The organism is Rhodococcus sp. OAS809 (assembly GCF_040546695.1).
Lineage (GTDB): Bacteria > Actinomycetota > Actinomycetes > Mycobacteriales > Mycobacteriaceae > Rhodococcus_F > Rhodococcus_F qingshengii.
Genome location: NZ_JBEPOI010000002.1, coordinates 1,400,355 through 1,414,248, shown reverse-complemented (window position 1 = coordinate 1,414,248; position 13,894 = coordinate 1,400,355). Strand labels below are relative to the sequence as shown.

The window sequence follows — 13,894 nt, the reverse complement described above, 5'->3', positions numbered from 1 at the left end:
AGGTCAGGCTCGAGTCAGTTGACAGCGGCGAGCGCATTGCCGGGGGTGTAACCGACCGTCTTGCGAAAAGCGGCGATGAAGGAACTCGACGTCCCGTAACCGACACGGCGGCTGACGGCATTCACACTCATTCCGGTCCCGAGCATGCCAAGGGCCGTGCTCATACGAACCAGAGTGCGCCACTGCGCAAAGCTCAAGGCGAGTTCCGCGGCAAAAATCCGGGTCACCGTACGTCGGCTGAGATTGAGAACGTGAGCCCACTGATCGAGTGATCGATCGTCGGCGGGATCCGACAGCACTTTGTCGACGAGCATCCGTAGTCGCGGATCTCGGGGGATCGGCACGTCGAAGTGAGGTGCCGATGCCGGGGTGAGGAGATCGACACAGACCTGCTGTGCCCGAAGGCGTTGTTCTGCAGGCATTCCGGTATGGGCGAGGTGTATGAGCAGAACTCGCGCCGCCTCACTCAGCGTCACGATGCACGGTTCGTGCCAGGCGGGAGTCCACAACTCGGGGGTGAATAGAGTGGCGCGGAATGCAACGTGGGGATTGGCCTGACCCTCGTGGAGGATCCCGCGAGGGATCCACAGGCCGACGCCAGGCGTGACGGTCCAGAGTTGATTGTCGATGATCATGTTGACGACGCCGCGGTCGGACCAGATCAGTTCGTGCTCGACGTGAGCGTGTTGTGGCCACCGGGTGATGTGATCGGTCTCGACGATGTACGTCGTGAGTTTGAATGGCGCCGGGACGGCGCGCGCCATCGGGGTGTGGCGGTCGGATTCCCGTAAGTGGGAATCGTCGTCCAGCTGTGGACCGTCGTCGATTTCACGAAGGGCAGGGATCAGCACCGTGGACTACCTCCAGAGCAAAGTTAGGTAAACCTTACACTGATGTGTGCAGCGATCAGTGACTCGCACCGAGTTCGATGAGAAGCACGCCTGCCGCGATGAGGCCGATCCCGACCATCATGAGCCTGGTCAGCGGTTCGCGAAAGAGAATGCGAGATGCGATTGCCGTCAACGCCACTCCGCATGCAGTCCAGATTCCGTAGGCGACGCCGATGGTAAGGCCCGCGTCGAGCGCGAGCGTGAGGAAAGCGAAAGCCGCGAGGTACCCCACGGTGACAACCGCGAGCCATCGTTTGTCGCTGCCGTCCTGCGACGCCATCCGTAGTGACAACGTCGCGGTGACCTCGGAAATAATTGCAGCGATCAGAAATACGAAGGTCATGCCGGGTCCACCGGCCCGCTGTCGGCAGCAACCTGGGAACCGAGTTCAACGCACAGCACTCCGCCGATGACCAGGGCAATGCCGACGCCCATGGTGGCTGTCAGGGGGTCGCCGAAAAGGGAAGTCGCGAACACCGCGGTCAGGACAACTCCGGTTGCGCCCCAGATTCCGTATGCAACACCGAGTCCCATGCCCTCCCGCAGGACGAACGACAACGCGGTGAATGCTGCGAGATATCCGCCGACGACCACGACGTACCAGGCGGGGTGATCGAGGGCCGCGCGCAGAGACAGAGTCGCAGACACCTCGGTCAGGATCGCGGTGATCAACAGCAGCCATTTCTTCACGGTTCGGATTCTGTCAGGCTCCACCGATTCCGGTCGCGCACTACGGTCGAGACATGACGTGCGTGCTGCTCGGCGGAATCCGCGAAGGTGACATCCGCCACGATGTGTCTGTTGGCGATATAACCGCGACGCCGATTCTCGACTGGGGCCACGACGACGTGGCCCGCCTCTACGAGGACATTGCAGAAGGTGCGATCCAGTCGGCGCAGGAGTTCCTGGTGTCGGCGCATCGCAGCGTCGCTGCAAATATTCGGCCGGTGTACGGCCTCGACGACCGGCAACCCGTCTCGGTGACATTGAGTCGAGAGCGCGGATCCTGCAGTCAGAGACTGGCTATCGTCGAAGCGTTGGCTCGCCGCCGAGGTATCGCCACCCGAGTTCGCGGTCTCGTACTTCGTGGGGAGTTCTGGTACCCAAGATTTCGGCGTCTACATGCGGTGATTCCGAAGTCAGTGCTGCTGGCGTGGCCGGAATTTCTGGTCGACGGACGCTGGCAGGACGTCTCCGAGATCGTTTCACCTGCGGTGGTCTCAGCGCTCGAACCGTTCACGAATACCGGCGAGGAGACACTGTTCGACGCGATCGGACGCGCTCCGATCAGTTGGGGCAAGTCTGTTTCGTGTGATTGCTTGGACTTCTCCGAATTCGTCGACCGCGATCTGGGCACCTTCGAATCTCGCGACGTGCTCTTCGAGGAATTCGGACAGACGATGTCGACCCTCGTCAGAATTCTCGTCGACCCGGTTTTCCGGAACTGGAGTGCATCCGGCTGACGCGCGACGCGAGGTCTAGGCTGTTCTGCATGTCTGTGCGTACCCCATTGGTCCCTGGAACCGTCTCTCCCGTCCTCGCTGTGCCCTCGAAGATCGAACGGCCCGAGTACGCGTGGAAGCCGACCGCCAAAGAGGGCAACGAGCCCTGGGTTCAGACGCCGGAAACGATCGAGGCGATGCGCATCGCCAGCAAGATCGCTGCAGGCGCGCTGCAGGAAGCCGGCAAGGCTGTCGCTCCCGGTGTCACGACCGACGAACTCGACCGCATCGCACACGAGTTCATGCTCGACCACGGTGCATACCCGTCGACGTTGGGCTACAAGAGCTTTCCCAAGTCGTGCTGCACGTCTCTCAACGAGGTGATCTGCCACGGAATCCCCGACTCGACTGTGATCCAGGACGGCGACATCGTCAATATCGACGTCACCGCGTACATCAACGGGGTACACGGCGACACCAATGCGACATTCCTCGCCGGTGACGTGTCCGAAGAGAACCGCTTGCTCGTCGAGCGCACACACGAGGCAACGATGCGGGCCATCAAAGCCGTCAAGCCCGGCCGCGCGCTCAACGTGATCGGACGTGTCATCGAGTCCTACGCCCATCGGTTCGGGTACGGCGTCGTCCGGGACTTCACCGGACACGGAATCGGCGAGACCTTCCACAACGGCCTCGTGATCCTGCACTACGACGAGCCCGCGGTCGAGACGATCATCGAACCGGGCATGGTCTTCACGATCGAACCGATGATCAACCTCGGTGGTATCGACTACGAGATCTGGGAGGACGGTTGGACCGTCGTCACCAAGGACCGTAAGTGGACGGCGCAGTTCGAGCACACCTTGGTGGTCACCGAGACCGGTGCAGAGATTCTCACCCTGCCTTGAGTTCGGAGATGCGCGGCGCTCTGCTGGTAGCCGGCACTACTTCCGATGCGGGCAAGAGCGTTCTTGTGGCCGGATTGTGTCGCATGTTGGCGCGTCGAGGCGTCCGAGTGGCGCCGTTCAAGGCGCAGAACATGTCGAACAACTCCGTGGTCACGCTGGACGGCGGAGAGATCGGCCGTGCGCAGGCACTTCAGGCGCGTGCATGCGGTCTGGAGCCGAGTGTTCGATTCAATCCGGTGCTGCTCAAGCCTGGAAGTGACCGCACGTCGCAATTGGTTGTTCGGGGCAAGGCGATGACCACAGTGGGTGCTCGCGACTACATGCAGCATCGGCAGTGGCTTCGCGCCGTCGTGGCCGAAGATCTCGAATCGCTTCGATCCGAGTTCGACGTCGTGATCTGTGAAGGCGCCGGTTCACCGGCCGAAATCAACTTGCGCGCAACGGATCTTGCCAACATGGGATTGGCTGAGGCTGCGCGGATTCCGGTCGTCGTCGTCGGTGACATCGATCGCGGCGGCGTCCTGGCCCATCTGTTCGGGACCGTTGCTGTGCTCTCGCCGAGCGACCAGGCATTGATCGCGGGATTTGTGATCAACAAATTCCGCGGTGACGTTGCACTGTTGGAACCCGGACTGGAACAACTGCGCAGCCTCACCGGTCGACCCACTCTCGGAGTGATCCCGTTTGCCGACGATCTTTGGCTCGACGCCGAGGATTCGCTTGGCGTCACCGGCAATGCCCCGGTAGGGCGCCCGGGCCCACCCGTCGGTTCGGCCTGGCTCACCGTTGCTGCGGTTCGGCTCCCGCGCATCTCCAACTCCACGGACGTCGAGGCACTGGCATGTGAACCGGGCGTGGCAGTTTCGTGGGTGACCGATCCGTCGCGGATTCGCGACGCGGACCTCGTGGTGATCCCCGGTAGTAAGTCCACCGTGAGTGACCTCGAGTGGTTGCGAAGTACCGGCCTGGCCGACGAGATCGTCGCGCGAGCAGGTCGCGGGCAAGCAGTCCTGGGAATCTGCGGCGGTTACCAGATGCTGGGTAATTCCATCGTCGACGACGTCGAATCAGGATCAGGGACCACCGCGGGACTGGGTCTGCTGGACCTCGATGTCGAGTTCGCTCCGGACAAGGTGCTGGCGCAGATGACCGGTACGGCAGACGGTATCTCGGTGTCCGGGTACGAGATTCATCACGGACGCGTCGTGCGCAACGGGGACCGCCCATTGCTGGCGGACTCGAGCGGTATGCCGGAAGGCAGTGTGCGAGGGCCTGTTCGAGGGACACACTGGCACGGTCTCCTGGAAAGTGACGACTTTCGGCGCAGCCTGCTGCGTGAGCTCGCGGTTCCCGGTTTTGTTGCTGCACCCGACACCGCGGTTGCCGCGGTGCGAGAACAACAACTCGACCTTCTCGCTGATCTCGTCGAGCAGCACCTCGATCAGGATCTACTCGAGAAACTGATCAACGGTGGGGCGCCTATCGGGCTCCCCGTCATTGCTTCCGCACTCGAAGCCTGAGAGCGCTCCCGCGGGTGTCGACGTGGACGCGGTAGAATAGCCAGGCCTCACTCCCGCGACGGCTCCCTAGTAGGAGTGTGCGCGGTGACAGATCAATTCGACGGCTTGCTGACCGACTTCAGTGACGAGGTGCTGGTCGACTCGGCAATGCTCGGCGATCACGCGGCCTTCGACGTCATCGTCCGCCGATACGGCCCGCACTTGTATCGATTTGCCCGTCGACTGCTCGCGAGCGAGAGTGACGTCGACGACATCGTCCAGGAAACCTGCGTCGCTGCGTGGCGCCAACTTCCGGGGTTTCAGCGGCGCTCGAGCACCAAGACCTGGTTGTTCGCGATCTGTTCTCGCAAGATCTCGGATTTCTATCGAAAAGTCGGCTCCTGCGCCGCCGATATGGACGAACTCCGGGAAGAAGCTGATCCCCGTTTGCGTGATCCGAGCGAAGAAGTCTGCGGCACAGCATTTCTCGATGCCCTGGAATCCGAACTCGATCGCCTGCCACTGCGTCAGCGTGCTGCCTGGGTCTTGCGAGAAGTGGAGGGCATGACGTATCCGCAGATCGCTGTTGTCCTGGAGCTGAGTCCGGACGCGGTTCGTGGCCAGCACACTCGGGCGAGGCGGAATCTCGGTGTCGCACTCGATCGATGGCGATGACGACTCGGCGGTTTGCCGGGTTCTGTCACCGAACTCACTCTCCTTGGTGCCCGTGAAACTGGAAGAATGCTTCGTCGTGGATACCGCTTTCGACCCCAGAGGCTTCGACCCGAGAACCGAGGATTCGGTGCAGTCGGTACTGCCGGACGATGCGACGGCATCGGGTGCTGACGTCGCCGTCGAGGCTGCGGAAACTCGGCTGACGGCACGTGCGGTCAGAGAGTTGCTGGCAGCGCTCGGGGGAAGTATCGGCGACGAGGACGAACTCGTGGTTCTACTCCAACGCGCCGTCGAAATCGCGAACGACGCCATCGACGGCGCCGACAGCATCGGCGTCACCATCGATCTTGCCGGGCAGACCTACACCGCCGTTCACACCGATTCGCGGACCCTACGCGTCGACATCGAGCAATACGACGCCGGCGACGGACCATGTCTGCATGCGGCTCGAACCGGTGAAACCGTAGTCGTTGATGCCGAGACCAGCGCAGAACGCTGGCCGCGGTTCGCGGCTGCCGCGAAGGACGAAGGGATCAAGTCCTTTCTCGCGGCGCCGCTCTTCACGCCGGATCAGCGACTCGGTTCGTTCAACCTGTACGGACGTGCCCCAGCGGCCTTCGACAGCGTCGACGCGGAAGTCATGGAGATTCTCACGACAACAGTCTCACGCGCGATCGGAGACTTCTCCCGCTTCAAATCTGCCAAGGCGGTAGCTGACGCCTTGCAACGCGCGCTCGAGACTCGGGCGCCGATAGAACAGGCCAAAGGCATGCTGATGGCCATCCATCGGATCGACGCCGACACCGCATTTCACATGCTGCGCAGGCAGTCTCAGACCACGAACACCAAGTTGCGTGACGTGGCAGCCGAGATCGTCGAGACGTATTCCGCGCCGCCTACCGCGGTCTAGTTCGACGGAGACCGACGTACGGCCTCGAGCGCGACGACCACGCTCGCGGCGACAACCACGTGCATCAGCGCGAGCGTGACCGTGCTGGCGGCGTCGAAGTCCGCGGCGATCGTCAGGGCGATGGTGCCGAGCGCAAACACTGCACCCACGACCTGAGCGATGCGGATGATCGGCTCCCACTTCATTGAGATCAACATTGCGAGCGACAAACCGACCAGCAACGGCACTACCGTAAGTGTGATGACCCCGCCGGGAGCTACGCTCGCCACCTTTCCTTGATCTGTCATCTCGAACGATCCGCCCGATGCCAGGCCGATCAGCCACAGGATCAGGTTGGCGACGAGGGCGATGACCGTGGCCCCGAGTACGGCACGCGGCTTGGTGAGGTGGAGGTTGTGTGCGATTGAAGCGATTGCAGACATGATGTTCTCCCGGCTCGATGCGATGCTCTTGTGACGTCGCTCTGGTGAATAGACCCGCCGGCCGGGAGAAACTCATCGCTGGTGGTTACCGGGGGTCGTCTGTCGGCACGGCGGTGCCGGTGACCGCGATACCGCCGTCGACCGGGATCTCGACCGCGAGAACGCTGGGTCGCCCGACGTGTCGGCCCTGGTGGATGGTGATCCGCCGCGGAGTGGCCGCGGGTTCGAGTTTGCGCAGGTAACCGCCGGTCGACGCCGCTGCGGACCCGGTCGCGGGATCCTCGACGATGTTTCCCACCGGAAACAGATTTCGAGCTTCGAAGGTGTTGTCGTCGAGGGGATGCAGGATCGTCACCGTGCCCGCCCACCCCTGCGCGTCCATCAGAGTTCGCATTGCGGATGGATCGAAGGTGAACTCGTCGAAGGCCGCCTGATCACGAAGTACGACAATCGGGTGCGTGTTGCCGGCGTACGAGAGCATTGCGGGATACCGCGCGTCGAGCGCAGACGAATCGACGCCGATGAGCCCGAGCAGTGCTGTCAGTACAGCATGATCGATCGGCGAGACCGATGGTTCGACGCTGGTGAAGGTCGCGGTGGACGTTCCGTCCTCGTCGGTCGCCGTGTCGATGGATACCGGTCCGATCGGTGTTTCGAATGTGAAGGTTCCGTCACCGTCTCGCTCGGTGAGAGCGATGGCCGTCGCAATAGTGGCATGACCGCAGAACGGTACTTCGGCGATAGGGGAGAAGTACCGGATCCGGCTGTGGCGCGGGTTGCCTCCGAGTACCGGTTCGATGAGGAACGCCGTCTCGGCATACCCGACTTCGGCTGCAACAGATTGTAATTCGGAGTCGTCGAGTCCACGCGCGTCGAGCACTACGCCGGCCGGATTACCGCCGGCCGGATCCGAACTGAACGCAGTCAGCCGGAGGATGTCGCGAGAAGTTGCCATGTCGACCATCTTTGTCCGCTGTCGTCCATCGGGGGAAGAGACATCGCGCGATTGCGGTCCGCGATCTTCGAACTGGACTGCCTCCGGAACAAACCGGCCGCACGGCGTCGTTGGTGCAGACATGAGCAATGACACAGACACCGACGACGCGTTGTTCGCACTCGTGGCCGAGGGAAAACAAGGTGTGCTGGCAACCGTCAAGCGTGACGGCCGCCCACAGTTGTCCAACATCATTTACCGCTGGGATGACGAGTCGAAGACGGCTTCCGTGTCCATCACAGCCGATCGCGCCAAGAGTAAAAATGCGATCCGTGATCCGCGGGTTTCCCTCCACGTCAGCGCGCCCGACTTCTGGAGCTACGGCGTGATCGAAGGGCTTGCTGTGGTGACACCCGCAGCGGCCGATCCTCACGACGAAGTGTCGGACGCCCTGGTCGAGCTGTACCGGGACATCAGCGGCCAGGAGCATCCCGATTGGGAGGAGTACCGCGAAGCGATGGTGGCAGAGCGTCGACAGATCCTCACGGTGCGCGCTGATCACGTCTACGGAATGACGAGGCTCCCCAAGCCGTCCGGTACCTAGAGCCGCGCCCCACTGGAGTTCGGCCCACCCCCACTTTCGAGCGAACGGTACGTCCGTCGCCTCAGATGCGCCGAAAGCCACTTTCGCTCCGAGTGGAGGCGGTACAGAGCGAACAAATCGGACTCGCCGCCGGTGGTGAGAGTGTATGAGTGGTCATACTTCTGTCGACTCCAGGGTCCTCCACTGTGTGGATCGCGTACCGTTTCCAGACATGGAATTGACTCGAGTAGCGGTGGGCAGTGGTTCGTGCACCGTTCGGATCGACGGGCCGGTCAGCAAGCATGCGGTACTCCTGCTTCCCGGCAAGGGCGACCCCGTCGACTTGTACGACGATGTGTGCGAGCGACTGCACCATTCGGATCTGCGGACCGTCGCGGTGGAATCGATCGAGAATCTCGACGAGACCTCGGCAGTGGTACTTCTGGACGAGTTGAACATCGCCTGGGTGAATCTGGTCGGTCACCGGGAGGGCGCCGATCTCGCGTGGCTGTTGGCTGCACGTCAGTTCGGCCGCTTCGCGAGTTTGATCGCCGTGGACCGTGGACATCCGTCGGCCAGCGATATTGCCGGCGTACCGCCGGTCGAGGTTCCGACCACCGTAGTCGTGGGCAGTGGAGGTCGGGCCATCGCCGACGCCAGCGGTCGTTTCGTGTACTCCGACTTCCGCGTGACGGAACTTCCGGGTGTCGACGACGTCGTCAAGTCGGCACCGGCCGAACTCGCAACCGAGATCGTGCTGCGTACCAGCCCCTGGTGAAACTCTGACCTACGAAAAGGCGGGCGCTCCCATTGCGAGGAGTGCCCGCTTTTTCGGCGTCATAAGGGCTGCGGGGCTCAGATGTCGAGGCCGAGCAGCGCGTTCTCGACCACTTCGGCCAGGGCCGGGTGGATCCAGTACTGGCCGCGCGCCATGTCCTGAGCTGACAAACCGAAGCTCATCGCCTGGATGAGCGGCTGGATGACGGTCGGAGCCTGCGTACCCATGACGTGGGCGCCGAGGATGCGTCCGGTGCCGCGCTCGGCGATCACCTTGCAGATGCCCTCCTGATCCTCCATCGCCCAGCCGTACGCGACGTCGCCGTAAGCCTGCACCTTGACGGTGATGTCGAGTCCGGTGTCGCGAGCCTGCTTCTCCGTCATTCCGACGTCGGCGATCTGCGGGTCGGTGAACACGGCTGCCGGTACGAAGCGGTGATCGGTGCTGCGAAGCCCGGACGTGTCCTTCCACGCGTCCTGGAGCAGGTTGTGTTGAACAACGCGCGCTTCATGGTTGGCGACGTGCTTGAGCTGGTACGGCGAGGAGACGTCACCGAGTGCGAAGACGCCCTCGGCGGTGGTGCGTTGGTATTCGTCGACCACGATCGAGCCCTTGTCGTCGAGTTCGACGCCGGCCTTGTCGAGACCGAGTAGGTCACCGTTCGGCTGACGACCGACCGCGACGAGGAGAACGTCACCGGAAACGACTGTGCCGTTTGCCAGTTCGACGGCGATGTTGTCGCCGTCGCCGCGTACCGACGTGAGGGGGGAGCCCAGATGGACGTCCCACTTCTGTTCGGCCAACTCGGTGAAGCGCTCGGAGATCTCGTCGTCGAGGTGCCGCAGCAGTCGCTGGCTGCGACCGATGATCGACACGCGAGAACCCAACGCGGAGAACACGTGTGCGAACTCGGTGGCGATGAATCCGGAGCCGACGATCACGAGGTGCTCGGGAAGTTCGGGCAGTCGCATGATGTCTTCGTTGGTGTAGTACTTCACACCACTCGACGCGATCTCGTCCGGGATGATCGGACGCGAACCGGCTGCGATGACCACCTGGTCAGCGGTGATCGTCTCGCCGGTTCCGGTGTCGATCGTCTTGTCGCCGGTGAACGTGGCGTGGCCGCGGTAGACGGTGGTGTTGGGACTGTCTTCGCTGCGGTACCGCTCACCACCTGCAGAAATGGGATCGATGCGGCCGAAGACGCGCTTGACGATGTCGGACCAACGAACGCCGTCGAGCGTGGCGTCGACGCCGTACTTCTCGGCAGTGGTGACGGTGCGTGCCACCTCGGCGGCGTAGACGAACATCTTGGTCGGGATACACCCGACATTGAGGCACGTTCCGCCGAAGGTGCCCTCTTCGAGGATTGCGATCTTCTTGCCGTCGAACCGCTCGTCTGGCAGCGAGTTTCCGGATCCGCTGCCGATGATTGCAAGGTCGTAGTGCGTCACTGCGCGATCTCCTGTGTGTTGCTTGCTGTGCTTGCCGAATTTTCTGCGGCCGGCGTGAGGTGGCCGTCGAGCCACTCCAACCACAGGTCGAGTTCGGAAAAGGCTGTGGCCAAGGGCTTCTCGGTCGAAAGGAACACGTCGTGACGGGCGCCGTCGATCGGGACTATGGTGGTGCGATCGCCGAGGCAACCGGCCCAACGTGCGATCTGCTTGACGTCGAGCACGGAATCGGCGAGGTCGACGCTCGGGTTGTACGCCTTCGCGAACTGTGACTTCTTCGAGCGCAGAATCAGCGCGGGCACTCCGATGTCGAGGCCGCGGTGAAGTTTTGCGTGACCCGCTCGGACGGCCCGCATCCAGCCGAAGGTAACGGGGCAGCCGGCCAGTGGCTTCCAGTCGAGGTTGTAATCCCAGACGCCGTTGGCCGAAACATGAAGACTGGAACCGTAAGTCGGTAATCCAGTTCCCGGGATCACCGTCTTCGCCGATACCCGTCCGAGCGCATCGATCGCCGTAGTACCGACGTTGCGCACCACTGAGGGACCCTGAAGGTCGAACCAGGGGCTGTTGAGTACCAGCCCGCAGATTCCGGCGCCGTCGCTGCCACCGGGCTTGCGCTGCAAACGGTTCAGCCAGAGCGGAACGATCAGACCGCCGGTGGAGTGCGCCATGAGCAGCACCTCGCTGCCCTCGGTCTCGCTGCGGACGATGCGCAGCGCTTCGTTCAGTTCGGCGTCGTAGAGCGCAAGGTCGGAGACGTAATGAGCTGTGTGCCCCGGTTTGAGGGAGCGGCCGCACTTACGCAGGTCGAGTGCGAAGAAGGCGTAACCCTGCTCGGCAAAGTGCTCGGCGAGGTGCTTCTGGAAGAAGTAATCGGTGAAGCCGTGCACGTACAAAACGGCACGGTGTGTCTTCACCGCCTCCTTCTGCGGTTGGTAGCGGACCAGTGTTGCGTCCACCTCGCCTTCGCCGTCCGGATCCGTTCCGAGCGGGATCGTCAGCTGCTGATATCCGTCACCGAGGACGTCTGGAACCCAAGTAGTCACAAATCACAATCTAATCGTCGTTTCGAGTGCGCGTTGTAGAGCACAATTGGGGGTGGTGAACCGCGCGTGTACGCACGGGTAACCTATTCGGCGTAACACAGCAGGCGGATGCGCGCACGGCTAATGACAAGGAAGTCGATTCTCCAGTGTCGAATCAGAACGCGGTAGAGACGAAGACGGATGTAGTGCTCGTGGGCGCAGGCATCATGAGCGCCACGCTGGGTGCATTGCTGCGCCAGCTGCAGCCCGATTGGTCGATCTCGACCTTCGAGCGGCTCGATGCCGTCGCAGCCGAGAGCAGCGACCCCTGGAACAACGCGGGAACCGGTCACTCAGCCCTGTGTGAGCTCAATTACACACCTGAGAACTCGGACGGCACGGTCGACATCAAGAAGGCCGTCAACGTCAACGAACAGTTCCAGGTGTCACGCCAGTTCTGGGCACACGCGGTAGAGCAGGGCGTCCTGACGCAGCCCAAGGAATTCATCAACCCCATCGCGCACGTGAGCTTCGTTCACGGTGAGGCCAACGCCAAGTACCTCCGTGCTCGTTACGACGCACTTGCCGGCCACACGCTCTTCCGCGGTATGGAGTACATCGACGATCCGGCCGAGTTCAGCAAGCGTTTGCCGCTCATGGCCAAGGGACGCGACTTCTCCGATCCCATCGCCCTGAACTGGAGCCAGGACGGCACCGACGTCGATTTCGGAGCGCTCACCAAGCAGCTCATCGGCTACATCGGCAAGACCGGCGGCAAGATGTACTTCGGCCACGAGGTCACCAACCTGACCCAGAACTCGGACAAGTCCTGGACCGTCAAGGTCACCAACCGTCGCACCGGTGAAAAGCGCACCGTTCGCTCGCGCTTCGTGTTCGTCGGTGCCGGTGGCGGCGCCCTGCACCTGCTGCAGAAGTCGGGCATCAAGGAAGCCAAGGGCTTCGGAGGCTTCCCGGTCAGCGGTGCCTTCCTGCGATGCACCAACCCCGAACTCATCGACCAGCACAGCGCCAAGGTCTACGGCAAGGCTGCCGTCGGCGCCCCGCCCATGTCGGTGCCTCACCTGGACACCCGTGTCATCGGCAACAAGCCGGGTCTGCTGTTCGGTCCCTACGCTGGTTGGTCGCCGAAGTTCCTCAAGCAGGGTCGCGTCACCGACCTGCCCGGCTCGGTCAAGCCGAACAACATCCTCTCGATGCTCGGTGTCGGTGTCAGCGAGCTCGGCCTGGTCAAGTACCTGGTCAGCGAGCTTGCCAAGAACGAAGCCGGTCGCATCTGGGATCTGCGTGAGTTCGCGCCCAAGGCGCAGGCCCAGGACTGGGAACTCATCACCGCGGGCCAGCGCGTCCAGGTGATCCGCCGTGCCAAGGGCAAGGGTGGTGTCCTCGAATTCGGTACCGCTGTGGTCGCCGCTGAGGACGGTTCCATCGCCGGCCTGCTCGGTGCTTCGCCCGGTGCGTCCACGGCCGTCCCGGCGATGCTGGACGTACTCGAGCGCTGCTTCCCGACCGAGTTCCAGGGTTGGAAGGGCAAGCTCCGCGAGATGGTTCCGTCCATCGGCGTCAAGCTCACCGACAACGAAGGCCTGTTCAACCAGGTCTGGGATTGGTCCTCGAAGGTTCTCGAGCTCGATTCCGCCGGTGCTTCCGAATCGGCTCCGGTCGCGGATACCGCCGCGACTGTGTGATAGTCCAACCCATGACGGCAACAGCAGCTTTGAAGCGTTCATGGGCACTCGATCTCGACAACAAGACGTTCTACGAGTTGTTGAAGCTTCGAGTGGAGGTCTTTGTCGTCGAGCAGGCTTGCCCGTATCCCGAGTTGGACGGGCGGGACCTGCTGACGGAAACACGCCACTTCTGGCTCGAGCAGGACGGCCAGGTGGTGTGCACGCTCCGGCTGCTCGAAGAGCACGACGACGGAAACAAGAGCTTCCGAATCGGACGCCTGTGCACGTCGCGTCAGGCTCGCGGCCAGGGCCACACGACCCGCCTCCTGCAGGCCGCACTGGCCGAGGTCGGCGAAGCGCCGTGTCGGATCAACGCCCAGACCTACTTGGTCGAGATGTACGCCAAGCACGGATTCAAGGCTGACGGCGAAGAGTTCATCGAAGACGGCATCCCGCACACCCCGATGCGTCGTGGTGGGGGAGAGCCTTTCGTGGCCGTCAGCTAGTTTGTCGGAGAATTGACCCTGGTCGGCTCGTGGGAAAGCGAGCCGACTAGGGTTTTTTCGATACCGAATGTTCGCGGGGAAGTCCTGTTCGATCCAGGCGCGGTCCCGCCACTGTGAAAGATCTCTCCTCTACCGATAAACCGGGAGATCTCAGCCAGGTTGCCGCGACATTCGAGTGCA

16 protein-coding genes are annotated in these 13,894 nt (G+C 62.6%); 9 read left to right on the top strand and 7 right to left on the bottom strand.

Annotated elements, in window-relative coordinates; translation table 11 throughout:
* Positions 1-14: 14 nt before the first annotated feature.
* Genes ABIE52_RS09485 through ABIE52_RS09475 form a run of 3 tightly spaced genes read right to left on the bottom strand, consistent with a single transcriptional unit; the run spans position 15 to position 1,580 of the window.
* Positions 15-851 carry a helix-turn-helix transcriptional regulator gene (locus tag ABIE52_RS09485; protein WP_192712504.1) on the bottom strand — a complete coding sequence of 279 codons (837 nt, stop codon included), beginning with the start codon at positions 849-851 and terminating at the stop codon, positions 15-17.
* 55 nt (positions 852-906) lie between these two features.
* Positions 907-1,233: a DMT family transporter gene (locus tag ABIE52_RS09480; protein WP_003942819.1), complete on the bottom strand. Its 327-nt coding sequence runs from the start codon at positions 1,231-1,233 to the stop codon at positions 907-909.
* A complete protein-coding gene (locus tag ABIE52_RS09475) occupies positions 1,230-1,580 on the bottom strand; it encodes a DMT family transporter (protein WP_116058157.1) in 351 nt (116 codons plus the stop codon). Before ABIE52_RS09475 ends, ABIE52_RS09480 begins: the two co-directional genes overlap by 4 nt.
* A gap of 53 nt (positions 1,581-1,633) precedes the next feature.
* Here ABIE52_RS09475 and ABIE52_RS09470 point away from each other — a divergent pair, with 53 nt between their 5' ends.
* The 5 genes from ABIE52_RS09470 to ABIE52_RS09450 all read left to right on the top strand — a co-directional run bounded on the left by ABIE52_RS09470 (position 1,634) and on the right by ABIE52_RS09450 (position 6,324).
* Positions 1,634-2,353 carry a transglutaminase domain-containing protein gene (locus ABIE52_RS09470; protein WP_192712503.1) on the top strand — a complete coding sequence of 240 codons (720 nt, stop codon included), beginning with the start codon at positions 1,634-1,636 and terminating at the stop codon, positions 2,351-2,353.
* A gap of 29 nt (positions 2,354-2,382) precedes the next feature.
* Complete coding sequence (gene map / locus ABIE52_RS09465; RefSeq protein ID WP_007734970.1) at positions 2,383-3,240, top strand: type I methionyl aminopeptidase; 858 nt, start codon at positions 2,383-2,385, stop codon at positions 3,238-3,240.
* 8 nt (positions 3,241-3,248) lie between these two features.
* The gene (locus ABIE52_RS09460; protein WP_030535634.1) at positions 3,249-4,760 is read left to right on the top strand and encodes a cobyric acid synthase; all 1,512 of its coding nucleotides are present in this window, start codon (positions 3,249-3,251) and stop codon (positions 4,758-4,760) included.
* Positions 4,761-4,844: 84 nt separating this feature from the next.
* Entirely contained in the window at positions 4,845-5,414 is a 570-nt protein-coding gene (locus tag ABIE52_RS09455; protein ID WP_007734974.1) for an RNA polymerase sigma factor, read from the top strand.
* Positions 5,415-5,490: 76 nt separating this feature from the next.
* On the top strand, positions 5,491-6,324 hold the full coding sequence (locus ABIE52_RS09450; protein WP_192712594.1) for an ANTAR domain-containing protein: 834 nt from the start codon (positions 5,491-5,493) through the stop codon (positions 6,322-6,324).
* Here the strand turns inward: ABIE52_RS09450 and ABIE52_RS09445 are convergent.
* Positions 6,321-6,746 (bottom strand): DUF6069 family protein, encoded by a 426-nt coding sequence (locus ABIE52_RS09445; protein WP_192712502.1) that lies wholly within the window; start codon positions 6,744-6,746, stop codon positions 6,321-6,323. The two genes, ABIE52_RS09450 and ABIE52_RS09445, sit on opposite strands and share 4 nt — an antisense overlap.
* Positions 6,747-6,831: 85 nt before the next feature.
* Entirely contained in the window at positions 6,832-7,701 is an 870-nt protein-coding gene (locus tag ABIE52_RS09440; protein WP_235808388.1) for a PhzF family phenazine biosynthesis protein, read from the bottom strand.
* A 121-nt stretch (positions 7,702-7,822) separates the two neighbouring features.
* On the opposite strand from ABIE52_RS09440, the gene ABIE52_RS09435 reads away from it, so the two are divergent.
* Positions 7,823-8,284 (top strand): PPOX class F420-dependent oxidoreductase, encoded by a 462-nt coding sequence (locus ABIE52_RS09435; RefSeq protein WP_192712501.1) that lies wholly within the window; start codon positions 7,823-7,825, stop codon positions 8,282-8,284.
* Positions 8,285-8,495: 211 nt separating this feature from the next.
* Entirely contained in the window at positions 8,496-9,041 is a 546-nt protein-coding gene (locus ABIE52_RS09430) for an alpha/beta fold hydrolase (RefSeq protein ID WP_003942671.1), read from the top strand.
* Positions 9,042-9,118: 77 nt separating this feature from the next.
* Here the strand turns inward: ABIE52_RS09430 and mtr are convergent, their stop codons facing one another.
* A complete protein-coding gene (gene mtr / locus ABIE52_RS09425; protein WP_007734989.1) occupies positions 9,119-10,495 on the bottom strand; it encodes a mycothione reductase in 1,377 nt (458 codons plus the stop codon).
* On the bottom strand, positions 10,492-11,541 hold the full coding sequence (locus ABIE52_RS09420) for an alpha/beta hydrolase (RefSeq protein ID WP_030535628.1): 1,050 nt from the start codon (positions 11,539-11,541) through the stop codon (positions 10,492-10,494). The genes mtr and ABIE52_RS09420 overlap by 4 nt, the downstream gene beginning before the upstream one ends.
* A 146-nt stretch (positions 11,542-11,687) precedes the next feature.
* Here ABIE52_RS09420 and mqo point away from each other — a divergent pair, with 146 nt between their 5' ends.
* Positions 11,688-13,226 (top strand): malate dehydrogenase (quinone), encoded by a 1,539-nt coding sequence (gene mqo / locus ABIE52_RS09415; RefSeq protein WP_003942820.1) that lies wholly within the window; start codon positions 11,688-11,690, stop codon positions 13,224-13,226.
* 11 nt (positions 13,227-13,237) lie between these two features.
* Entirely contained in the window at positions 13,238-13,714 is a 477-nt protein-coding gene (locus ABIE52_RS09410; RefSeq protein ID WP_003942808.1) for a GNAT family N-acetyltransferase, read from the top strand.
* Positions 13,715-13,894: the final 180 nt, after the last annotated feature.